Source organism: Mesorhizobium sp. M1423, assembly GCF_040317575.1.
Lineage (GTDB): Bacteria > Pseudomonadota > Alphaproteobacteria > Rhizobiales > Rhizobiaceae > Mesorhizobium.
The window spans coordinates 142,511-163,861 of record NZ_JAMYKU010000014.1 but is presented as its reverse complement, the minus strand read 5'-3'; the positions used below and the strand labels follow the sequence as shown (position 1 = coordinate 163,861).

The following is a 21,351-nucleotide window of genomic DNA, read 5'->3' as shown; positions in this document are numbered from 1 at the left end:
TAAGGGGCAGACAGCCGGGACGGAGCCCGATTGGACTTGCCTGAGGGAGGAGAGACATGTTTCGACAAGTGAGCCTGGCCCTCGCGGCCGCAATAATGATGACCGGCGCGGCATGGGCCGATCCGATCGAAGGCAATTGGAAAACGCAAGCCGGATCGACTGCCGCCATTTCGGGTGGCGGCGGGGCATTTTCGATTACGCTCAAATCCGGCAAATTTGCCGGCAAGAACATCGGTTCACTGAGGGTGGCCGGCGACAACAAATATGCCGGCACGATAACCGACCCGGAAACCGACAAGACCTATTCGGGCAAGGCGTCGCTTTCCGGCAGTTCGCTCAAGATGAGCGGCTGCGTGCTCGGCGGGCTGATCTGCAAGAGCCAGACCTGGCGAAAACTCTGATCGTCCTGACGGGGCCTCGCGCACGGTGCGGTAACGACCGTGCGCTGTTCAGCTCACCGCGCGGTCGGCTTTACCGCCTATCGAAGAAGATAAGAGGGGTATCGAAAAGAGCTCGGGATCAAACGCCGCCGAGAACCTGCAGCCTGTCGAGCGCGGCAGCCAAGCCTTTCAGCGAAATCGGCAAGGCGAATTCTTTGCCATCCGTGGATTGTGCCTTCACCCGCAGAGCGGTGCCGGCCCGCAGCGCCGCAATCATCGCGGTATCGAAGCTGAGCGGCACGATGCATCCGCCAGGCAAACAGGTGGAAAAACGCAAGGGCTTGCGTGGCTGCCCATCGTCGATCTGAAGCGTGGCACCGGCATCCAGCAGCAAACCGAAGGGTAAAACCAGATCGCCGGAGAGAGTATCTTTGCCGTTTCGGTGCAATTCGATCGCAAGCACGCGCTGGCCATTCTTCTGCGCCTGTTGCTGGGACACGGTGCAAATTGCCCGGGGCGCGGCACTTTGGCAGGAGAGGCGCCAATCTTGATATGTCTCCTGGAGAGAGGACGCGCCTCCCGGCAGGGTTGACGCAGGCTCTTCGGCCGGCGCAGACACAGGCGCCGAGACGATCAAAGCCGCTATTAGCGTCGGGCATATTTTTCGCCACGTCACGAGCACTGCCGGCGACCCTCTTGTCTATCGTTGTCAGAATTTGACGCGGAGATCTGCCTTGGCGCCATTGTCGACGACGCCGCTGCCGAATTGCCCGGAATAGGACAGGCCGAGCGTGGCATTGGCCGACATTTGCAGATCGAGGCCGGCCTCGATCACCGCGCTGTCCTGCGCAATCGGCACTCCGGCGATGGTGAAGGCGTCGCCTCCGGCGAAGGCGAAGCTCGAAACCGGCGTGACGTCGCCAAAGGCGTGGCGCCAGCCGACCATGCCGCGCGCGGTCGTGTTGATGCCGCCAAGCGCGAAATCGGTCGAGGCGCGCAGCCCCAGCGTGGTGAAGGTCGCGTCCGTGGTCGAACTGGCGCTGGTCAGCGCCGCGCCACCACCCTTTTCGGTGAAGCCGTCTGTATGCACGCTGACATAGGCGAGATTGGCGAAGGGCTCGAATTTGAAGCGCCCGGCATCAGCCCCGCCCGCATCGATCTTGTAAGCCAGCTCGCCGAACACCTGTGCGGTGGACGCGTCGTAGTCGCCGGTCAGCTGGTCGGCGAAGCCGGCGAAGGCGACGGAGCGTTTTGTCGAGAGGCTGTTCCAGCTATAGGCGGCACCGCTGCGGAAGGCGATGGCGCCCCAGTTGGTGCCGCCATAGAGGCCCAGATGATAGCTGTCGGCATCGCCCGAGGACTGGCGGTCGTCGGCGTCGAAGGACGAGCGGCTGTAGCCGCCGAGCAGGCCGACACGCCAGCCGCCGAGCAGAGTATCGGCGCCGGCCAGCAGGCCGCCGATCGAGCGGTCGAAGGCGGCGGCGTTGCCGTCCGAATCGCTTTTGCCCCACGAGCCGAAGGCCTGGCCCCAGACCGCGAAGCGATCGGTGTCGGCGGCGACCATCTCCGGCCCGCCCTCGCCATAGGCCATGACCGGCAATGCGGCGGCGCCGGCATCGCCGAAGGCGGCGCGGATGCGGTTGGTGGCGGCGTCGCGCACGAACTGGCTGTCGTTGAGCAGCATGCCCTTGGCCGACGCATGGACCTCGCCCGACAGCTGGTCGAAGGCGCTGCGCGCCTCGGCATCGGTGGCCAAAGCGACGACGGCGTTAAACAGCGATCCCGATTCCGGAATGCTGTCCAGCCCTTGACCCGTGGCGATCTGGTTGCGCGTCAGCCCGGCATCGGCGAAATCGCGTACTTTCAACACATCGAGATAGGCGTTGTTGGCATCGTAGGTGTCCACCATCCCCAGGAAGGCCGTGTTGCCGGGCAGGCCTGTCACCGAGCCGAACTCGCCGGTCAGCCCGCCATCGGCGGTCAGCACGGTGTAATGAGCACCGAATACCAGGCCGCCGAGCCCGTTGACCGACAGCGTCGAGCCGGTGATCGTCACGGCACCGGCGGCATGAAGCAGATCCGACTGCAGCGCCGCGTCGATGTCGATGGCGTAGGTCGAGCCGGCCGCCAGCGTCGCATCCCCGGAAAGCAAGGTACGGTCGCCCGCGCCGCCGTCCTGCATGGTGAGCAGACCGTTATTCGACAGGGATTCGAGGCCGCTGAAAGTGGTTGTCTCGAGCAGCCCGCCATTGCCGGCGGTGACCAGCGATGCTCCGGCCGCGTTCACCACGCTGTCGATGCCGGCGCCGAACAGGCTGGTGCCGCCGGTTCTCCAGGTTGCATTGTTGGTCACCAGGTCGGCGAAGTCGCCAAACTCCACCCGGCCGGTCAGCGCGGCGCCATTGGTGAGCGTCGTGGCGCCGCCGGAGGTGGTGATGGCCAGCGCTGTCGCGGTCAGGGCGCTGTTATGCGTCGCGCCGGAAAGAGTGATGCCGATCGCATGGCCGGCGTTCGATTGCGCGACGATCGCGGCTACGTCGCCTTCGACCGTACCGGTCGCGGTGATGGTGGTCACACCTGTACCGGCGTTGGACGTGAAGATGCCGGTCGTGCCCGAGACGTTGCCCGCCGTCACATCGATCGCACCCGCGCCAGCTGCCTTGTTCTGCCGGGCGACGATGGCCGTGTTGCCGGTGGAGGTCACGTCGCCCGCCGTCACCGTGACGGCGCCGCCGGTCGAGCTCGCGAAGATGCCGTTGCCGCTGGTGACGGTGACCGGGCCGACAGCAGTCACCGTGGTCGAGCCCGACCCGAAGTTCTCGGCGTCGATGCCGAAGCGGGCATTGATCGAGCCGTTGGCGGTCACGTCGACGTTGCCGGTCGCCGCGCCCGGGATAATCGCCGCCACCATGCCGGCATTGCCCGCCTGGATATTGCCGTTGGCGACCTCGGTGAGGTTGCCGGTGAGCGTCTGCGCCTGGACGTCGATCCCGTCCTTGCCCGCCGTCAGCGCCGTCACCGCGCCGGTGGTGATGCTGATATTGCCGCCGATCGCCGTATCGCGAACGAAGATGCCCTCGCCACCAGCCGAGCTGCTCGCGCCCGAGATGTTGACGGTGGTGTTGCCATTGCCGTTGTTGAGAATGTTCGCCGCATCGCCGGTGCCGCCGACAAAGCCGCCGGCGCCCGTCACCGAGATGTTGCCCGAACCGCCGGTCCCGCCAATCAGGCTCAGGCCGCGCGTCGCACCGGTGACCGTGTTGGCGACCGACACGAACACACCGGCGTTGCCGATAACCTTGACGCCCTCGGCGGCAGTGCCGGTCACCGTGCCGTTGGCAACGATGCCGGTGTCGCCCGTGCCGAAGTTATGCGCATCGATGCCCGTCGTGCCCGACACATTGCCCGCGGTTACGCCAAGCAGGCCAGCACCTGCGACCTTGGTCTGCTGGGCGATGATGGCCGTATTGCCGGTTGACGTGACATCGCCCGCGTTCACGATGACATTGCCGCCGGCCGTCAGCGCGAAGATGCCGTTGCCGGTCGTCACATTGACCGGACCGACCGTGGTGACCGAGGTCGAACCACTACCGAAGTTCTCGGCATCGATGCCGAACCGCGCATCGATCGACCCGTTGGCGGTGACATTGATATTGCCGGTCGCCGCACCCTGGATGAGCGCCGCCACCATGCCGGCATTGCCCGCCTGGATGTTGCCGTTGGCGACCTCGGTGAGGTTGCCGGTCAGCGACTGCGCCTGGACGTCGATCCCGTCCTTGCCCGCCGTCAGTGCCGTCACCGCGCCGGTCGTGATGCTGATATTGCCGCCGATCGTCGTATCGCGAACGAAGATGCCCTCGCCGCCAGCCGAGCTGCTCGCGCCCGAGATGTCGACCGTGACCGTGCCCGAACCGTTGTTGAGGATATTGGCCGCGTCGCCGGTGCCGCCGACAAAGCCGCCGGCGCCCGTCACCGAGATGTTGCCCGAACCGCCGGTCCCGCCAATCAGGCTCAGGCCGCGCGTCGCACCGGTGACCGTGTCGGCGACCGACACGCTCACCGCACCGTTGCCGATCGCCTTGATGCCCTCGGCAGCAGTGCCGGTGACCGTGCCGTTGGCGACGACAGCGACCGCACCCGTGCCGAAGTTATGCGCATCGATGCCCGTCGTGCCCGACACGTTGCCCGCGGTCACGTCCACCACGCCAGCACCGGCGACCTTGGTCTGCTGCGCGATGATCGCGGTGTTGCTGACCGCGGTGACATCGCCTGCGGTCACGATGACGTTACCGCCGGTCGACAGCGCGAAGATGCCGTTGCCGGTCGTCACATTGACCGGACCGATCGTGGTGACCGAGGTCGAACCACTACCGAAGTTCTCGGCATCGATGCCGAACCGCGCATCGATCGACCCGTTGGCGGTGACATTGATATTGCCGGTCGCCGCACCCTGAAGGAGCGCCGCCACCATGCCGGCATTGCCCGCCTGGATGTTGCCGTTCGCAACCTCTGTGAGGTTGCCGGTCAGCGACTGACTCTGCGCGTCGATGCCGTCCTTACCCGCGGTTAGCGCGGTGACATTGGCCGTGGCCACCGAAATGCCGGTGCTGGTCGTCACATCGCGGACGGTAATGCCTTCGCCCGCCGCCGCGGTGACATCGCCGGTGACGTTGATGTTGACTGAACCGACGCCGCCAGTCTGCACCGCATCGAACGCGTTGCCGTTGCCGTTGTTGGTGATGCTCCCACCTGTATAGGTGATCGGGCCACCGGCTGCGCGGATCGACAGGGCAGCCGTGCCGCCCGACGTCGGCGTGTTGCCGGCATCGACGCTGATCCCGCCATTGTTGGTGACGGTAACGCCGCCGGCGCCGGTGTTGACAAGCGCAAGGCCATTCCCGCTGACCGTGGTTCCCGGATCGACGGTGGCGACGATCGGCACGGGCAACACGCCCTCATAATGGCGGTCAACGGGCGGGTTGGTGGGAAAAATTGTGTCGGTGGTGACAGTATTATCGCACTGAACGGTGTTGAAGCCGACAAGGCAATCCGCCCAGGCCTGTCCCGGCGTCAGCAGGCTCGCGCCCGCAGCGGCGGCGATGCCTATGGCGGACCTCAGCGCAAGCCGGCTCACCTGAGAGCGCAATACCCTCCCGGCACTCCTGGTAGCCTGTCCAGGAATCGAAGACGAAAGATCAGCCGGATTCTGGGTACACATCATGGAGCCGCCCCCCGCTGCAGCCAATTCATGCGACTCCGAATCTGCCGAAGTCTACGACTTGTAGTAGGTAGCCTCGATGCATGTCAACCGGGTACACCGATTGGAAAAAATCGAACATACTTCCAGGAATCAAAGAGCACAGGCTGGAGGACAGCACCCTCCCGTGTCCGATTCCGCACCGCTTTCCGGTGGCGTGGAACACCGCGTTTACGATGCATATCTCGATTGGTGCCGCGTTCCTGGCCCAGGCAAACGCCTGCCCATCGAGAGGTGTGGCGGGGCCAGTCGGCCTCGTGCTCGTGCCACATCGACAGTCTTGCAGCGGTGGCGTCGCCACAGCGTCGAAGACTTACGCTCAAACATCATCAATCAATTTGAACCGCAGATGAACGCCGGCATCAGAGCCGGTTCAGCCGGGGCAAGGCATTGTCGTGCGTGTTGAGGGAGACACCACGCAATGCTTGCCCGCCGCTTCACCATCGTCTGCCTGCTGATGAGCCTGTTCGGCATGTTGTTCGCCGTCCTTGTCGCCGAAGCCGGCCGTCCCGCCCGCTCCTGGGATGTCGCCATTTCCTGCCGGCTCGGTTGCCCGAACCAGCTTCGCCACTGAACCCGACCGCGAGAATCTAGAAAACAACGCCATGACCCACCTCACCGCCAACGTCCTCAAGACCCTTCGGCTTCTGCCGCGGACGGCGCTCATCCTAATGCTTCTGGCGGCCCCGGTTCTGGCCGTGCCGACGATGCGCGCCGATGCCGGTTCGACCATCGAGGCGCCTGCGCTGAGGAAGTCCGGTCTCGGCTTTGTGCTGCTGGTCAGCCTGCGGCGCGGTTGAATCGCAGGAAAGAAAACGCCCAACAGCGTTCTGAGACCGCCTTACCCCCTCCCAACCGCGCGCCCAACTCTCTATATTGGGTCATGGAAAAGCGAATCTATCCCCAAGCCATTGAATCGGTCGTCACGCCGGAGCCGTTTGGCCGACAGAGCTTCAACGACGCCAAGAAGGCGGTCGCCGCCCTGCAGGTGCTTTACGACCGCAATACCAAGTTCCTGCGCGATTCATTTGCCGCGCTCGCCGCGGGCGGCGACAACAACAAACGCTACCGGGCCTTCTATCCGGAGATCGGCGTCACCACGAGTTCGTTCACCCAGATCGACTCGCGGCAGGCCTATGGCCACATGCCGACGCCGGGGCATTTCTCGACCACCGTCACCCAGCCTGCCCTTTTCGAAAGCTATCTCACCGAACAGCTTCGGCTGATCATGCGCAACCACGGCGTTCCGGTCACGGTTTCGGAATCGACCACTCCCATCCCGCTGCATTTCGCCTTTCTCGAAGGCACGCATGTCGACGGCACTGCTGCCGAGCGCATTAAACGGCCGATCCGTGACCTGTTCGACGTGCCGGATCTCGACGGCACCGACGACCAGATCGCCAACGGCACGTTCGAAGTGGCATTGGGCGAGGCACGGCCGCTGGCACCGTTCACCGCGCAACGGATCGACTATTCGCTGCATCGGATGTCGCATTACACCGCGACCAGTCCCCAGCATTTCCAGAACTTCGTGCTGTTCACCAACTACCAGTTCTATATCGACGAATTCGTCGCCCGTGCACGCGATTTGATGGCCAATGGCGGTGACGGATACGTCGAGTTCGTCGAGCCGGGCAATATTGTGACCAAAGTCGGGGACAGCGCGCCCGGTGAGGGTGCCGCGCCGCCTCGCCTGCCGCAGATGCCGGCCTATCATCTGAAGAAGCCGAACCATGGCGGCATCACCATGGTCAATATTGGCGTTGGCCCTTCCAACGCCAAGACGATCACCGACCATATCGCGGTGCTCCGGCCGCATGCCTGGGTGATGCTCGGCCATTGCGCCGGTCTGCGCAACACGCAGGCGCTGGGGGATTATGTGCTGGCGCATGCGTATGTACGGGAAGACCATGTCCTCGACGACGACCTTCCGGTCTGGGTGCCGATTCCGCCGTTGGCTGAAATCCAGGTGGCGCTGCAGGAAGCGGTCGCCGAGGTCACCGGGCTTTCCGGCTACGACCTCAAGCGCATCATGCGCACCGGCACCGTCGCCACCATCGACAACCGCAATTGGGAGTTGCGCGACCAGCGCGGGCCGGTGCAGCGGCTGTCGCAGTCGCGGGCGATCGCGCTCGATATGGAATCGGCGACGATCGCCGCCAACGGCTTTCGCTTCCGGGTGCCCTATGGCACGCTGCTTTGCGTCTCCGACAAGCCCCTGCATGGCGAATTGAAGCTGCCTGGCATGGCGACCGAATTCTACAAGCGGCAAGTGGCGCAGCATTTGACCATCGGCATCAGGGCGATGGAGAAGCTGGCCGAAATGCCGATGGAGCGGCTGCATTCGCGCAAGCTCAGGAGCTTTTCGGAAACTGCCTTCCAGTAGCTGCCGATCGCATGTGTCGGTCCACGGCAGGACGTTTCGTCATCTTGATTGAGCCGCATTTCTGCCGATAGACAAAGCGATGGCACGTGTTCGAGACATGACGGTTGCGCTGGCGTTCGTCGCAATGCTTGCACTCTCGGTCGCGCTGGTGGCCGGGTTCTTCGGATCGCTGCATCCGGCCTTCGATTCTTTTGCTCATTTCCGCGTTCATTTTGCCTTCTTGATGGCGCTTTGCGCGCTGCCGCTGCTCGCCACCTCGTTTCGCCTGCAGGCCGCCGCCGGATTGCTGTTTGCGGTGGCCGCCTTTGCCACCACGTCGAATGCCTTGCCGCTTTCGCGGCTATGGCAGGTGCAGGCCGCCTACGACGCCAGGCCCGGCGGCGAGGCGGTCTACCGCCTGCTGCAGATGAACCTCAGGTTCAACAATCCAACGCCTGAGAAGGTGCTGTCGCTGATCGGCCGGACCCAGCCTGATGTGATCACCCTCGATGAGGTGTCCGAAATGTGGAAGGCAAAGCTTGGGCTGCTGTCCGGCGCTTATCCCTACCGGATCCTCTGCCCGTATCCCAATGGCGTGTTCGGCGTTGCGCTGCTGTCCAGACGACCGTTTGCCGCGGGCACAGAGCCGCACTGCGACAGCCGCGGCGCGATGGCAATCGCTACGGTCGATTTCGGCGGAACCGACGTCGATGTCGCCGCCATCCACCTCACCTGGCCATGGCCGCACAACCAATCACGGCAGATTGACGGACTGTCGAACGAAATCGTCTCGCTTGGCGAGACGTCGATCCTGGCGGGCGACTGCAACGCAGCGCCATGGAGCGCCGCTGTCCGGCGCGTCGCATCGCTTGGCAAGCTGACTGTAATGCCATCGGTCGGGCCGACCTGGCTCTACAGAAAGCTGCCGGATTTCCTGCGCTTCGCCGGACTGCCGATCGACCAGGTTTTCAGCAAGGGCGCTATCGCCATCCGTTCGGCGTCGACCCTTGGGGACACCGGCTCAGACCATCTGCCGGTGCTGGTGGAATTTTCGCTGCGCTCGGGTGGACAAGAGCCGCTCGACGAGCACCAGACGGCGACCGCATTTGCGGCGCTGCCTGGCGGGGCCCGAAGCTGAAAATCCGCAGTCCAATCTCTACCCTTGGCTTATTATTGGCCCACAAAAGCGCGGATGAGGTGCTCGACGGGGCCGCCGTCGCGATGCTCGCGCGCATCGAAGGCCTTCTGCTTTGCTTCATATTCGGCATAGATGGCATTGATCCGGCGCTTTGCCTCGCGACGTGCCTCGAAACAGTGCGGGTCATCATCGACTGTCAACCCTCGAACCGACTTTTCGGTGGCCCGCATCATCTGTCTGGCGATGCGGCCATGGGTCTCTTCATGGGCGCGGACGCCAGCGAAGAACCGCTTCCACCGCTTCTGCAGTGCCGGCGACGTGGCTGAGGCCAGTTTGGGATAGGTATAGAAGAGATTGAGCGTCCCGTTGGCCTGGCGCAGGCGGCAGACGCCGTTTTCCGTATAGGCGTCGAAGGTCCAATCATCGACGCTGTAGCCGGTCTGCGCGATGGCGTGGGTCATGAAGCCGTGCTTCGGCCCACTGCGATCCATGGCCTCGATCAGGGCCGCGCCGGTGGTTCCGGCAATGTTATAAGTTCGTGTCTTGACCAATACTTTAGTGTCGGCCAAGGCTAAAGGGGTGCACAACGCCCCGATCGCCACAGCGCTCGTCAGAACTGCCAGACGCATTTTCCTTCCTCCCTGTCGTCACAGAAAGGAAACACAGGCAGGCGGTCTATTCAACAATCCTATGGTTGCGCTGCTCCTCATCTTGTTTGGTCCGGAGCAAACCTTGTGACTTACATGTTCTGGTAGACCGGGCCCTCGCCGCCCTGTGGCGGCACCCAATTTATGTTCTGGTTCGGGTCCTTGATATCGCAAGTCTTGCAGTGCACACAGTTCTGCGCGTTGATGACGAAGCGCACATCCTTGGCCGCAGGATCGGCGGCGGCATTGCCGTCCTTGTCGACCCATTCGTAGACGCTGGCCGGGCAGTAACGCGTCGAGGGCCCGGCATAGACGTCATGTTCGGAGCGCTTCTGCAGGTCCATGTCGGCGACGAGCAGATGCACCGGCTCGTTTTCCTCGTGGTTGGTGTTGGACAGGAACACCGACGACAGCCGGTCGAAGGTCAGCACCCCGTCCGGCTTCGGATAGGCGATCTTCTGGTGCGCGGCGGCCGGTTCCAGCGTCGCGTAGTCGGCCTTGCCGTGCTTCATCGTGCCGAAGGGCGAGAAGCCGAACAGCGTGTTCAGCCACATGTCGAGCCCGCCAAGACCGACGCCGACAATGGTGCCGAAGCGCGACCATAGCGGCTTGACGTTGCGCACTTTCTTCAGATCCTTGCCGATGTCGGTGGCGCGCCAGGCGGCCTCGTAGGAGGCCAGCTCGTCATTGGCCCGGCCGGCGGCTATCGCATCACAGACATGCTCGGCGGCCAGCATTCCGGAGAGCACGGCATTGTGCGAGCCCTTGATGCGCGGCACGTTGACGAAGCCGGCCGCGCAGCCGATCAGCGCACCGCCGGGGAAGGACAGTTTCGGCACCGACTGCCAGCCACCTTCGGTGATGGCGCGGGCACCATAGCCCAGCCGCTTGGCGCCCTCGAAGGTGCCGCGGATCGCCGGATGGGTCTTGAAGCGCTGGAACTCGTCAAAGGGCGACAGATAGGGGTTCTTGTAGTTCAGGTGAACGACGAAGCCGACTGCCACCTGGTTGTCCTCGAGATGGTAGAGAAAGGAGCCGCCGCCGGTCTTCATGTCGAGCGGCCAGCCGAAGGAATGCTGGACAAGGCCCGGCCGGTGGTTTTCCGGTTTGACCTGCCAGAGTTCCTTGAGGCCGATGCCGTATTTTCCGGGCTCGCGGCCATTGGAAAGATGGTATTTGGCGATCAGCTGCTTGGCTAGCGAGCCGCGCGCGCCCTCGCCGATCAAGACATATTTGCCCATCAGCGCCATGCCCGGCGCAAAGCCCGGGCCGTGCGTGCCGTCCTTCTCGACGCCCATGTCGCCGGTGACGACGCCGGTGACCGCACCGGCCTCGTTGTAGAGCAGGCCGACCGCGGCAAAGCCCGGATAGATCTCGACGCCCAGCGCCTCGGCCTTTGTCGCCAGCCAGCGGCAGACATTGCCGAGCGAGACGACATAGTTGCCGTGATTGTTCATCAGCGGCGGCATCAGGATATTGGGCAGACGGAACGAACCGGCGGGGCCGAGAACCAAGAAATGGTCGTCGGTGACCGGTGTCCTGAAGGGATGACCCTCCTCTTCGCGCCAACCCGGCAACAGCCGGTCGATGCCGATCGGATCGACGACGGCGCCGGACAGGATGTGCGCGCCGACTTCGCCGCCCTTTTCCAGCACGACGACGGAAAGCTCGGGATTGACCTGCTTGAGACGGATCGCGGCGGCGAGGCCGGCCGGGCCGGCGCCGACGATGACCACGTCGAATTCCATGCTTTCGCGTTCGATATCGCTCATCGACCCCTCACTGGCTCGCTATTCCCGGCATCTTGCTGGCTCACGCGCTGCATAGCGCATCAAATAGCGACGGGAAACCGGCGCGGACGTGACAATACCAATTTCGTCAAAAAGTCGCGTCCTGCCGCACAGATTCGCGGTGGCGAGCACCAATCTTCAATCCTATTCCGTTTGTAGAGATATGTCGCACTGATGTTTTTAATTGTTCGACGGCTTGCTTATCGGCCATACTTCCCGCCATGCGCATATTCGGGCCGGCTGGCTTTTCATCGACGCGCTTTTTTTTCACGCCCGGCCGGATTTGCCGTGCGGCGTTCTTGGCGCTTCTGCCGCTGGCGGCCGTTGATGCCCGCGCCGACCCACGACTGGTCTGGGCGACCGGCGCCTACTCCTTTTCCGACGAGCGCGGCGGCTTCCGCATCACCGGGGCTTCGGGCGTCGGCACGAAGGAGGATCCGCTCGTCATCACCGAAGAGCTGAATTCAGCGACGCCGGTAACGCTAGCCATTCGCACGACCAAGCCGATCCAGCCGTTCGGCAAGGCTGGAGACTTCGCCAATGGGCTGATGTACATGCGCATCGACGTGCTCAACAATAGCGGCCAGGCCTGGGTCGAGTTCCAGTTCGAACTCCAGGAGATCCTCGACCAGCCGAGCGTGTTCGGCGACGGCCTGTCGTTCGACCAGCGCAACAAAACGCCCGAAAATATCTGGTCGAGCAGCTACGCCGATTTCGACCGCAATTTCGAACCGTATGACCGCCTGCTGTTCAAGAACGGCAAGATCGACCCGCTGAAGACCGCCAGCTTCTATTTCCTGATCACCGACTACACGCCGCGCTGGACGTTCTATCTGGTGCAGGATCCGCGCATACCGTCGAGCTGAACTTGCAAATTCAAGCTCCGCGGCCGAATGTGAAACCATGACTGCCGCCCCCCACAATAACCGAGCCGATCTCGCCGAGCTGCTGGCCTTCTACGCCAGCGCTGGCGTCGATGAGGCACTTGAAGAACAGCCGGTAAACAGGTTTGCAGAAGCCAGGCCGCCGGAGCGGGTACCCGCGGCGGCCGCTCTGCCGGCCGGTGAAAATGCGGCGCCGCAACGCTCGACGAGCGTGTCGCGCGCCGAAATGGGCGAGAGACCGAACACGGCACCGGCAGTGCGAACGCCTCCGGCCACCGCAACGGTGCCCGACGAGGCGCAGGCGGCGTTGGCGCGCCAACTGGCGAGGTCGGCGGCAAACCTCGACGAGCTTCGCCAGCACATGGCGGCATTCGACGGCTGCAATCTCAAATTCACGGCCAAGAACCTGGTGTTCGCCGACGGCAATCCGACTGCCGAGGTGATGCTGGTCGGCGAAGCGCCGGGCCGCGACGAGGACATAGAGGGCCTGCCGTTCGTCGGCCGCTCTGGCCGGCTGCTCGACCACATCCTGGCCGCGATCGGTCTTGATCGAAATTCAGTCTACATCGCCAATGTCATTCCCTGGCGGCCACCGGGCAATCGCACGCCGACGCCGCACGAGACCGAGATATGCCGGCCGTTCATCGAACGGCAGATCGAGTTGGTTGCTCCGAAAGTGCTGGTCAATCTCGGCGGCCCGTCGGCAAAGACCCTGCTCAACACCTCCGAAGGCATATTGCGGCTGCGCGGCAACTGGCGCGTCCACACGACCCCATCCGGCGTCGCAATTCCCGCCATGCCGACCCTGCATCCGGCCTATCTCCTGAGGACGCCGGCGCACAAGAAGCTGGCGTGGCGGGATTTCCTCGAAGTGAAGGCGAAGTTGCGGGCGCTGAGTTGAGGTTCGCGCGCCTCTTCCTTCTCTCTGTGGTGGAGAAGGGAAAGACAGTGCCGATGACTTCCCAGGTAATTGAAATCCCTCTCCCACCCGCCTAGTCATCTCGTCATGACAGCAGTCCAGATTTCCGCCGGCAGTCTCATTCGCGAATGGCGTACACGCCGGCGCATGAGCCAGCTCGACCTCGCCATGGAGGCCGAGATCTCGCAGCGGCATCTGAGCTTCGTCGAAAGCGGCCGCGCCGCACCCTCGCGCGATATGGTGCTGCATCTGGCCGAGCAGCTTTCGATCCCGCTCAGGCAGCGCAACCAGCTGCTGCTGGCCGCCGGCTTTGCCCCGAGCTTCAGTGAGCGGCCGCTTGACGATGCCTCGATGGCGCCGGCGATGGCGGCGGTCGAGACCGTGCTCAAGGCGCACGAGCCGTTCCCGGCGCTTGCCGTCGACCGGCACTGGAACCTGGTGTCGGCGAACGCCGCCATAGGCCCGTTCCTCGCCAATGTCGCCGATGCCTCATTGCTGACGCCGCCGGTCAACGTGCTGCGCCTCAGCCTGCATCCCGGCGGCATCGCGCCGCGCATCGTCAACCTTGCGGAATGGCGGACGCATCTTCTGGAGCGGCTGAAGCAGCAGAACGATGCTACCGCCGATCCGGTGCTGGTCGAGCTCGAGCGCGAGCTTCGGGCCTATCCGTCCGGCCTCAAAGGCAGCCGGCCGGCGCCGGCCGAACCGAATGCGATTGTCCATCCGCTCAAGCTTGCCCATGGCGACGCGATGCTGTCGTTCATCAGCACCATCACCGTATTCGGCACGCCGCTCGACGTGACGTTGTCGGAGCTGGCGATCGAATCCTTTTTCCCGGCCGACGAGCAGACGCGGGCGGTGCTGGTGCGGCTGGCGAAAGGGCGGGCCGACGCGGCGAAAGGCTGATCACCCCTGTGGCGCGATCGCCTTGCGCGTGCGGGTGCGTTCGAGGCCGAGCTGGCGCTCACGCCAGATGATGAAAATGCCCGCTGCGACGACGATAATGCCGCCGACCAGCATGTTGATCGTGGCGACGTCGCCAAAGACCAGATAGCCGACCACGACGCCGAGGATCATCGAGGTGTATTCGAACGGTGCGACGACCGAAGCTTCGGCATGGCGATAGGCCGAGGTCATCAGGATCTGGCCGAGCCCGCCGCAAAAACCCGCGGCAATCAGAAGCCCCGCCTGCACTGGCGTCAGCGCCTGCCAGCCGAATGGCAGCGAAAGCAGCGCCATGACGCTCGCCGTCACAGAGAACCACAGCACGATGGTCGCCGTCCGCTCGCTCTGGACGAGGTTGCGCACCAGGAGCATGGCGATGGCCGAGATCGCCGCGGCCATGAGGGCGGCGATGACGCCGAGCACCTCCTGGTCGCCAAGGGCAGCGCCCGAGCCCAGCAGCGTCAGTTCCGGCCACGAGATGATCAGCACCCCGACCAGGCCGACGGCAACCGCGCTCCAGCGATAGATGCGGATGGCTTCGCCGAGGAAGATCGAACTGAACACCACGACCAGCAGCGGCTGCGCGTAGTTCAGCGTAATCGCCTCGGGCAGCGGCAGCCGCGTCAGCGCGAAGAAGCCGAGCCCCATGGCGCAAACCCCGACAACACCGCGCGCAATGTGGTTGAGCGGGCGCTTTGTCGAAAAGGCGGTGCCGAGTTTCCCCTGGAAGGCGAGGAAGGCGATGATCGGAAAGATGGCAAAGAAGGAGCGGAAAAAGACGATCTGGCCCGCCGGCACCGTGCCTGCCGCCTTGATGCAGGACGACATGCCGACGAAGACCGCCACCGATACGATCTTGAGCACGATCCCGGTTAGCGTGCTGTGTTCGCCGGCGTGGTCGCCGGCAGCAAGCACTGGCAAGTCCCGTTCGGCTGTCACGCCCCTTTTGCTTCCTGGATCGCCGCCAAGATGCGCGCCGGCGTTGCGGGCATGTCGATATGTCTGATGCCGTAGGCGCTATAGAGAGCGTCGGTCACCTCATTGAGCGCGGCACGCGTCGACCCGATCGTACTCGCCTCCCCGGCGCCCTTGAAGGCCTCGCGACGCAGCACCGAGGCGCCCATCCCGAATTTCGGCGTGACGACGGTCATGGAAGCCTCGCGATGATGCTTGGGAAATGATCGCCTGAAATAGACGTCGCTGCAGTTTTGTCGAGGGAGTGTTTCGTGTAAAGAGCGCAGACTTCAATTTATTTGGACCAGCGGACCCGCCCGCCACTCCCGGATCGACAGGAAAAATCAAGGAATGCGCACCGATACCGGCCAGGTCTTCAAGCTCGAAGACTATCGCCCCAGCGATTATCTCATTCCGGAAACCAGCCTGACTTTCCGCCTTTCACCTGAAGCAACGCATGTCACCGCCGTGCTGGCGGTCGAACGCCGCGACGGGATTGCGGCATCAGTGCCGCTGGTGCTCGATGGCGACGGGCTGACGCTCAGCAGCATCGCCATCGACGGCCAGGAAACGAGCCCTGCGGATTTTCTCGCCACGCCCGATCAACTGACAATCGTCAGCCCCCCTGCGGCAAGGCGCTTCCAACTGAGAATCGAAACCGTGCTGGCGCCGGCGCGGAACGAAGCGCTTATGGGCCTCTATCGCTCCAGCGACGTCTATTGCACGCAGTGCGAGGCCGAAGGCTTTCGCCGCATCACTTATTTCCTCGACCGCCCCGACATCCTGTCGGTCTATACGGTGCGCATCGAAGCTCAGCGCCGTGAGGCGCCGCTGCTTTTGTCCAACGGCAACCCGGCCGGCAGCGGCGAACTTGCCGGCGGCAGGCACTATGCGGTCTGGCACGACCCGTTCCCCAAGCCGTCCTATTTGTTTGCGCTGGTGGCGGGCGACCTCGGCAAGATCTCGGACAGTTTCGTTACCCTGTCTGGCCGCAACGTCGAGCTCGGAATCTATGTCGAACCGGGCAAGGAGAGGCTCGCCGGCTACGCCATGGATGCCTTGAAACGCTCGATGAAATGGGACGAGGAGGCGTTCGGCCGCGAATACGACCTCGATGTCTTCAACATCGTCGCCGTGTCCGACTTCAATATGGGCGCGATGGAGAACAAGGGTCTCAACATCTTCAACGACAAGTATGTGCTGGCCGACCAGGAAACCGCGACGGACGCCGATTTCGCCAATATCGAAGCCATCATTGCCCATGAGTATTTCCACAATTGGACAGGTAACAGAATCACTTGCCGCGACTGGTTCCAGCTTTGCCTGAAGGAAGGCCTGACCGTTTTCCGCGACCACGAATTCTCCGCCGATCAGCGCTCGCGCGCCGTCAAGCGCATCGCCGAGGTGCGTACGCTGCGCGCCCATCAGTTTCCCGAGGACCAGGGGCCGCTGGCGCATCCCGTGCGGCCGCGCCGCTACCGCGAGATCAACAATTTCTACACGGCGACGGTCTACGAAAAGGGCTCGGAAGTCGTGCGCATGATCCATACCATCCTCGGCGCCGAGACGTTCCGCGCCGGCATGGACCTGTACTTCGAACGTCACGACGGCCAGGCGGCGACGATCGAAGACTTCATCAAGGTGTTCGAAGACGTCTCCGGTCGCGACCTGTCGCAGTTTTCGCTGTGGTACCATCAGGCCGGTACGCCGAACCTGACCGTCAGTTCGGCATATAATCCGGCGGCGCGAGAATTCACGCTCGAAATCGAGCAGTCGGTGCCGCCAACACCGGCGGAAAGCCGCAAGCGGCTGATGCACATTCCGCTTGCCTTCGGCCTGGTTGGCGCCGGTGGCGAGGCGATAGCGCATAGCGGCGTCGAAGGGGCGAACGTCGAGGACAGTGTCATCCATATCCGCAAACGTCGCCATGTCGTCAGGTTTTCCGGGATTGCCGAGCGTCCGGCCATGTCGCTCAACCGTGGCTTTTCGGCGCCGGTGACGCTTTCGGTCGAGCAACGGCCCGACGACCAGTTTTTTCTGGCTGGCCATGACAGCGACGCCTTCTCGCGCTGGCAGGCGTTCAACACGCTTTTGACCGATGCCCTGATTGCAGCCTTCCGTCAGATCCTGGACCACAGGCAACCCGAGTTCAGCGCCCGGCTGACCGAGCTTGCGGGCAAGATAGCCGGCGACGAAGCACTCGAACCCGCCTATCGGGCATTGGCGCTGGCGCTGCCCGGCGAGGCCGATATCGCCCGCGACATTGGCAAGAACATCGACCCCGACGCCATTTTCGCGGCGCGCGAGGCGCTAGTGGTTGCGATCGCCGAGACCAACAGCGAGATATTCTCCAAACTTTACGATCGGCTCGCCGACAATGGTCCGTTCAGCCCGGATGCGACCAGTGCCGGGCGGCGTGCACTGCGCAATGTCCTGCTGGATTATCTCTGCTTGCTGCCGGGAGGCGCGGAACTCGCTGCCCGGCACTTCCAGTCGGCGACCAACATGACCGACCGGGCCGCGGCGTTGACCGTGCTTGCGCACCGTCACCACGGCTCACCGGAGGCGACCAAGGCGCTGGCCGATTTCGAGGCGAGATATGCAACCGATGCGCTGGTCATGGACAAATGGTTCCAGATCCAGGCCAGTGTGCCCGGCCCGCAAACCGTCGATGCGGTGCGCGCTTTGACCGGCCACCCGACGTTCTCGATGGCCAACCCGAACCGGGTGCGCTCACTCATCGGTACGTTTTCCAGCGCCAACCAGACCGGCTTCCATAGCGCCGACGGCGAGGGCTACCGGCTTTTCGTCGAAACGGTGCTGCAGGTGGAAAAGCGCAACCCGCAGGTGGCCGCCAGGCTGGCGACGGCGCTCAGGTCTTGGCGGTCGCTCGAACCGGTGCGGCAGGCCAAGGCAAGGGAGGCGCTGCTTTCGATCGCCAATGCAGAGAACCTGTCGGCCGATTTGCGAGACATCGTCGAGCGCACGCTGGCCTGACAACGCGCCGGCTCACCACCACAATGGCGTCTCGCCCGAAAACCGCATTATTTTAGTCGATTTTTAATCTTTTTTCGCCGCGCCTCTGGACAAGGCGAATCACCTTTGATTCTTTACAGACGATTCGGAAGTGCGGCGTTGCCGGATCGTCAAGCAGATTGAAAATCGGGGAGTGCCATTTATGGCGAAGGCGGACGCGTGGGGCGCGCCCGGTGGGACGGCTTTTGAGCGACGCGAGGCGCGAAGCGACGGTCTCGCCGGCAATACGCGGCTCATCGCCGAACCTGCCTACCGACGGCTGCTGGCAGCCGAGCCGCTGTTGCGGCGATCGATACCGGCCCTCATCATCATCTTTCTGTTGATCATTGCAGTATTGCGCTTTCTGTCGCTGATGAACGAGCGCGACGAGATCGAGCGCGACGCCAAGGCGATCCTTGCGCTGGCCGCGGGCCAACTGGCCAGTTCGATCGCTGCCGACGCGACCATGGTTTCGACGCCCGGCGCGATCCAGGACCTGCTGGAGGGAACCGGCCGTCAGGGCGCGATGGGCCGAAGCCACGTACTGGCGATCACCGACAGCGCCTTCAAGATCATTGCCGTATCGCCGCAGTCGACGCACTGGGAGGGGCGATCGCTCGATGGCGTCGTGCAGGGCGGGCAGCCGCTGTTCATGTTCGGCGACCGCGCCGGGGTGATGGAGGTCAGCATCGGCGGACAGGACTGGTACGCGGCGGTGAGCCTGGCGAATGGCCGAAGGGGTGCCGCGGCAGCCTTTGTGCCGCAGGAGGCAGTTTTTGACACCTGGCGCAAGACGGTCTCGCTCAACGTCACGCTGTTTGTGCTGACGGCCGGCGTGCTGATCATCATCCTCTACGCCTATTTCGGCCAGGCGGCGCGCGCCCAGGCCGCCGACCGCATCTATCTCGAAGCCCACCAGCGCATCGACATGGCGCTGGTGCGCGGCCGCTGCGGCCTGTGGGACTGGGACATGGTGCGCGGCAAGATGTACTGGTCGCGCTCGATGTACGACATGCTGGGCTACGAGCCTTGCGACACGATGCTGTCGTTCGGCGAAGTCGACGAAATCATCCATCCCGAGGACGGCGATTTGTTTGAACTCGCCAACAGGATCGTCGGGCGCGAGATCGACCACATCGACCAGGTGTTCCGGATGCGTCATGCCGACGGGCAATGGGTCTGGATGCGGGCAAGAGCACAGGTTATCGACCCGGAAGCCCCGGAGATCCAGCTGATCGGCATCGCCGTCGACGTCACCGAGCAGCGGCACCTGGCGCTGCGCTCCGAAGCCGCGGACCTGCGCCTGAGGACAGCCATCGAAAACATCAACGAATCCTTCGTTCTGTGGGATTCGTCCGAGCGCCTGATCATGTGCAATTCCAAATACCAGCAGGATAACGGCCTGTCGGATCGCGACGTGATGCCGGGCGCCCCGCGCGCCGTGCTGGATGAACGCATGTTGGCGTTCGCCTCGGAGCGGCGGCTTGCCAATACCAACGGACCGCAGGGGGGCGTGACCTTCGAGCGCCAGCTTGCCGACGGCCGCTGGCTTCAGGTGAACGAATTGCGGACAAGGGACGGCGGCACCGTCTCGGTCGGCTCCGACATCACCCAGATCAAGCTGCACCAGGAGAAGCTGGTCGACAGCGAGCGCCGTTTGATGGCAACGATCCACGACCTCAGCCTTGCCCGTCGGGCGGAAGAAGAACGGGCCCGCGAACTCGTCGAGCTCAATCGCAAATACATGAAGGAAACCGAGCGGGCGGAAGCGGCGAACCGGGCCAAATCTGAATTCCTGGCCAATATGTCGCACGAGTTGCGCACGCCGCTCAACGCGATCATCGGCTTTTCGGAACTGATGGAACGGGGCCTGTTCGGGCCGCTGGGTTCGCCGCGCTACGAAGAGTATGCCACCGACATCAACGGCAGCGGCAAATATCTTCTCGGCGTCATCAACGATATCCTCGACATGTCGAAGATCGAGGCCGGCCAGTTCGCGCTGGATCAGGAACAAATCGATCTCTGCCCGCTGATCAGGGAAACGGTTCGCGTCGTTTCGCTGCAGGCGGCGGAAAAATCGATCACCGTCGAAACCCGCATCGCCGATTCGCTGACGCTGTTCGCCGACCGCAGGGCGATCAAGCAGATCCTCATCAATTTGTTATCGAATGCCGTGAAGTTCACCGGGCAAGGCGGCCACATCTCGGTCAGGGCGCGCAGCATTTCCAGCGCGCTGATCCTGACGATCGAGGACAATGGCTGCGGCATCCCGAAGGCGGCGCTGAGCAAGCTCGGGCGGCCGTTCGAACAGGTGCAAAACCAGTTCTCCAAGAGCCATGCCGGCTCCGGCCTCGGCCTCGCCATCTCGCGCTCGCTGGCCGAGCTTCAGGGTGGCGCCTTGAAGATCCGCTCGACCGAAAGCGTCGGCACGATCGTCTCGGTACGCATCCCGATCAAGAAAGCCGCGCAGGCGGTCAAGGCCGCTGCCTGAAACGACAAAATAAGTCTCCGGCGGCTCGCGCCGCCGGAGAGGTTATTAATTCTCACTGCATGCCGTCATTGCCGTCGCCGCCCCATTGGTGGTGACGGCCGGGACCCTTCGGCAGTTCGTTCTTCTCGATCTTGCCGTCATTGTCGCGGTCGAGCATGGCGAACACCTTCTTCTGGCGGCTGGTGACGTCGTCGGCGGTCAGCGTGCCGTCGCCCTTGGTGTCGTAGCGGGCGATGATGCGCCTGGCCATCTGCTCGAAGCGTGCCTTCTCCAGCGCGTCGGCGAGCTGTGCCACGGTCAGCTTGCCGCCATTGTCGGCGACCATCTTCTTCAGCCGCGCGTTCATGGCGTCGGAGAACTGGTCGAAGGTGATGGTGCCGTCATTGTCCTTCATGACCTTACCGAGGCGCATCATCATGCCCTCGCGCGGCCCGGCGCCGGAGTGCTCGTCTGCATAGGCAGCGGTGCCGACGGCGCCGGCCAGGGCTGCGAAAACGAGTGCAAGTCTGGTCGTCTTTCTCATGGTCTTCTCCTGTTGCATCGTCACCCCCGATGCTAGAGCGGCA

Annotated in this window: 17 protein-coding genes; 10 read left to right on the top strand and 7 right to left on the bottom strand. The window is 63.6% G+C overall.

Going from position 1 to position 21,351, the window contains the following annotated elements:
- The first annotated feature begins 56 nt into the window (after positions 1 to 56).
- The gene (locus tag NKG95_RS19030) at positions 57 to 401 is read left to right on the top strand and encodes a DUF2147 domain-containing protein (RefSeq protein WP_353041918.1); all 345 of its coding nucleotides are present in this window, start codon (positions 57 to 59) and stop codon (positions 399 to 401) included.
- A gap of 118 nt (positions 402 to 519) precedes the next feature.
- On the opposite strand, the gene NKG95_RS19025 is transcribed toward NKG95_RS19030, so the two are convergent.
- Complete coding sequence (locus NKG95_RS19025; protein WP_353041942.1) at positions 520 to 999, bottom strand: invasion associated locus B family protein; 480 nt, start codon at positions 997 to 999, stop codon at positions 520 to 522.
- A gap of 90 nt (positions 1,000 to 1,089) precedes the next feature.
- Positions 1,090 to 5,526 (bottom strand): autotransporter domain-containing protein, encoded by a 4,437-nt coding sequence (locus NKG95_RS19020; RefSeq protein ID WP_353041916.1) that lies wholly within the window; start codon positions 5,524 to 5,526, stop codon positions 1,090 to 1,092.
- 532 nt (positions 5,527 to 6,058) lie between these two features.
- On the opposite strand from NKG95_RS19020, the gene NKG95_RS19015 reads away from it, so the two are divergent.
- The 4 genes from NKG95_RS19015 (at position 6,059) to NKG95_RS19000 (ending at position 9,140) form a co-directional block, all read left to right on the top strand.
- Positions 6,059 to 6,211, top strand: coding sequence for a hypothetical protein (locus tag NKG95_RS19015; RefSeq protein WP_353041914.1), 153 nt, complete (start codon positions 6,059 to 6,061; stop codon positions 6,209 to 6,211).
- A 31-nt stretch (positions 6,212 to 6,242) separates the two neighbouring features.
- On the top strand, positions 6,243 to 6,437 hold the full coding sequence (locus tag NKG95_RS19010; RefSeq protein ID WP_352494833.1) for a hypothetical protein: 195 nt from the start codon (positions 6,243 to 6,245) through the stop codon (positions 6,435 to 6,437).
- An 83-nt stretch (positions 6,438 to 6,520) separates the two neighbouring features.
- Entirely contained in the window at positions 6,521 to 8,023 is a 1,503-nt protein-coding gene (locus tag NKG95_RS19005) for an AMP nucleosidase (RefSeq protein ID WP_352494832.1), read from the top strand.
- Between the two features lie 79 nt (positions 8,024 to 8,102).
- Complete coding sequence (locus NKG95_RS19000) at positions 8,103 to 9,140, top strand: endonuclease/exonuclease/phosphatase family protein (protein WP_352494831.1); 1,038 nt, start codon at positions 8,103 to 8,105, stop codon at positions 9,138 to 9,140.
- 32 nt (positions 9,141 to 9,172) lie between these two features.
- On the opposite strand, the gene NKG95_RS18995 is transcribed toward NKG95_RS19000, so the two are convergent.
- Together NKG95_RS18995 and NKG95_RS18990 are read right to left on the bottom strand one after the other, a co-directional pair.
- Positions 9,173 to 9,769: a DUF922 domain-containing protein gene (locus NKG95_RS18995; protein WP_352856751.1), complete on the bottom strand. Its 597-nt coding sequence runs from the start codon at positions 9,767 to 9,769 to the stop codon at positions 9,173 to 9,175.
- A gap of 110 nt (positions 9,770 to 9,879) precedes the next feature.
- Positions 9,880 to 11,559 (bottom strand): electron transfer flavoprotein-ubiquinone oxidoreductase, encoded by a 1,680-nt coding sequence (locus NKG95_RS18990; protein ID WP_353041912.1) that lies wholly within the window; start codon positions 11,557 to 11,559, stop codon positions 9,880 to 9,882.
- 239 nt (positions 11,560 to 11,798) lie between these two features.
- On the opposite strand from NKG95_RS18990, the gene NKG95_RS18985 reads away from it, so the two are divergent.
- The 3 genes from NKG95_RS18985 to NKG95_RS18975 all read left to right on the top strand — a co-directional run bounded on the left by NKG95_RS18985 (position 11,799) and on the right by NKG95_RS18975 (position 14,286).
- Positions 11,799 to 12,443, top strand: coding sequence for a hypothetical protein (locus NKG95_RS18985; RefSeq protein ID WP_023718372.1), 645 nt, complete (start codon positions 11,799 to 11,801; stop codon positions 12,441 to 12,443).
- 37 nt (positions 12,444 to 12,480) lie between these two features.
- Positions 12,481 to 13,362 carry a uracil-DNA glycosylase gene (locus NKG95_RS18980; protein WP_353041910.1) on the top strand — a complete coding sequence of 294 codons (882 nt, stop codon included), beginning with the start codon at positions 12,481 to 12,483 and terminating at the stop codon, positions 13,360 to 13,362.
- Between the two features lie 105 nt (positions 13,363 to 13,467).
- On the top strand, positions 13,468 to 14,286 hold the full coding sequence (locus tag NKG95_RS18975) for a helix-turn-helix domain-containing protein (protein WP_353041908.1): 819 nt from the start codon (positions 13,468 to 13,470) through the stop codon (positions 14,284 to 14,286).
- On the opposite strand, the gene NKG95_RS18970 is transcribed toward NKG95_RS18975, so the two are convergent.
- Together NKG95_RS18970 and NKG95_RS18965 are read right to left on the bottom strand one after the other, a co-directional pair.
- A complete protein-coding gene (locus NKG95_RS18970; protein ID WP_502899437.1) occupies positions 14,287 to 15,264 on the bottom strand; it encodes a DMT family transporter in 978 nt (325 codons plus the stop codon).
- The gene (locus NKG95_RS18965; protein ID WP_023718376.1) at positions 15,261 to 15,476 is read right to left on the bottom strand and encodes a hypothetical protein; all 216 of its coding nucleotides are present in this window, start codon (positions 15,474 to 15,476) and stop codon (positions 15,261 to 15,263) included. Before NKG95_RS18965 ends, NKG95_RS18970 begins: the two co-directional genes overlap by 4 nt.
- Positions 15,477 to 15,630: 154 nt before the next feature.
- Between NKG95_RS18965 and pepN the strand changes: the two genes are divergently transcribed.
- Together pepN and NKG95_RS18955 are read left to right on the top strand one after the other, a co-directional pair.
- Complete coding sequence (pepN, locus tag NKG95_RS18960) at positions 15,631 to 18,276, top strand: aminopeptidase N (protein ID WP_353041906.1); 2,646 nt, start codon at positions 15,631 to 15,633, stop codon at positions 18,274 to 18,276.
- Positions 18,277 to 18,457: 181 nt separating this feature from the next.
- The gene (locus NKG95_RS18955; protein WP_353041904.1) at positions 18,458 to 20,785 is read left to right on the top strand and encodes a PAS domain-containing sensor histidine kinase; all 2,328 of its coding nucleotides are present in this window, start codon (positions 18,458 to 18,460) and stop codon (positions 20,783 to 20,785) included.
- Positions 20,786 to 20,837: 52 nt separating this feature from the next.
- Here NKG95_RS18955 and NKG95_RS18950 read toward each other — a convergent pair whose 3' ends face one another.
- Entirely contained in the window at positions 20,838 to 21,308 is a 471-nt protein-coding gene (locus tag NKG95_RS18950) for an EF-hand domain-containing protein (RefSeq protein ID WP_353041902.1), read from the bottom strand.
- Between the last annotated feature and the right edge of the window lie 43 nt (positions 21,309 to 21,351).

Bases quoted from the DNA above. Each gene is read 5' to 3' on its own strand.
- NKG95_RS18955 (WP_353041904.1), top strand. From the start codon at position 18,458: ATGGCGAAGGCGGACGCGTGGGGCGCGCCCGGTGGGACGGCTTTTGAG.
- NKG95_RS19010 (WP_352494833.1), top strand. From the start codon at position 6,243: ATGACCCACCTCACCGCCAACGTCCTCAAGACCCTTCGGCTTCTGCCG.
- NKG95_RS18985 (WP_023718372.1), top strand. From the start codon at position 11,799: ATGCGCATATTCGGGCCGGCTGGCTTTTCATCGACGCGCTTTTTTTTC.
- NKG95_RS18975 (WP_353041908.1), top strand. From the start codon at position 13,468: ATGACAGCAGTCCAGATTTCCGCCGGCAGTCTCATTCGCGAATGGCGT.
- pepN (WP_353041906.1), top strand. From the start codon at position 15,631: ATGCGCACCGATACCGGCCAGGTCTTCAAGCTCGAAGACTATCGCCCC.
- NKG95_RS19005 (WP_352494832.1), top strand. From the start codon at position 6,521: ATGGAAAAGCGAATCTATCCCCAAGCCATTGAATCGGTCGTCACGCCG.
- NKG95_RS19015 (WP_353041914.1), top strand. From the start codon at position 6,059: ATGCTTGCCCGCCGCTTCACCATCGTCTGCCTGCTGATGAGCCTGTTC.
- NKG95_RS19030 (WP_353041918.1), top strand. From the start codon at position 57: ATGTTTCGACAAGTGAGCCTGGCCCTCGCGGCCGCAATAATGATGACC.
- NKG95_RS18980 (WP_353041910.1), top strand. From the start codon at position 12,481: ATGACTGCCGCCCCCCACAATAACCGAGCCGATCTCGCCGAGCTGCTG.
- NKG95_RS18950 (WP_353041902.1), bottom strand. From the start codon at position 21,308: ATGAGAAAGACGACCAGACTTGCACTCGTTTTCGCAGCCCTGGCCGGC.
- NKG95_RS18995 (WP_352856751.1), bottom strand. From the start codon at position 9,769: ATGCGTCTGGCAGTTCTGACGAGCGCTGTGGCGATCGGGGCGTTGTGC.
- NKG95_RS19000 (WP_352494831.1), top strand. From the start codon at position 8,103: ATGGCACGTGTTCGAGACATGACGGTTGCGCTGGCGTTCGTCGCAATG.
- NKG95_RS18965 (WP_023718376.1), bottom strand. From the start codon at position 15,476: ATGACCGTCGTCACGCCGAAATTCGGGATGGGCGCCTCGGTGCTGCGT.
- NKG95_RS18990 (WP_353041912.1), bottom strand. From the start codon at position 11,559: ATGAGCGATATCGAACGCGAAAGCATGGAATTCGACGTGGTCATCGTC.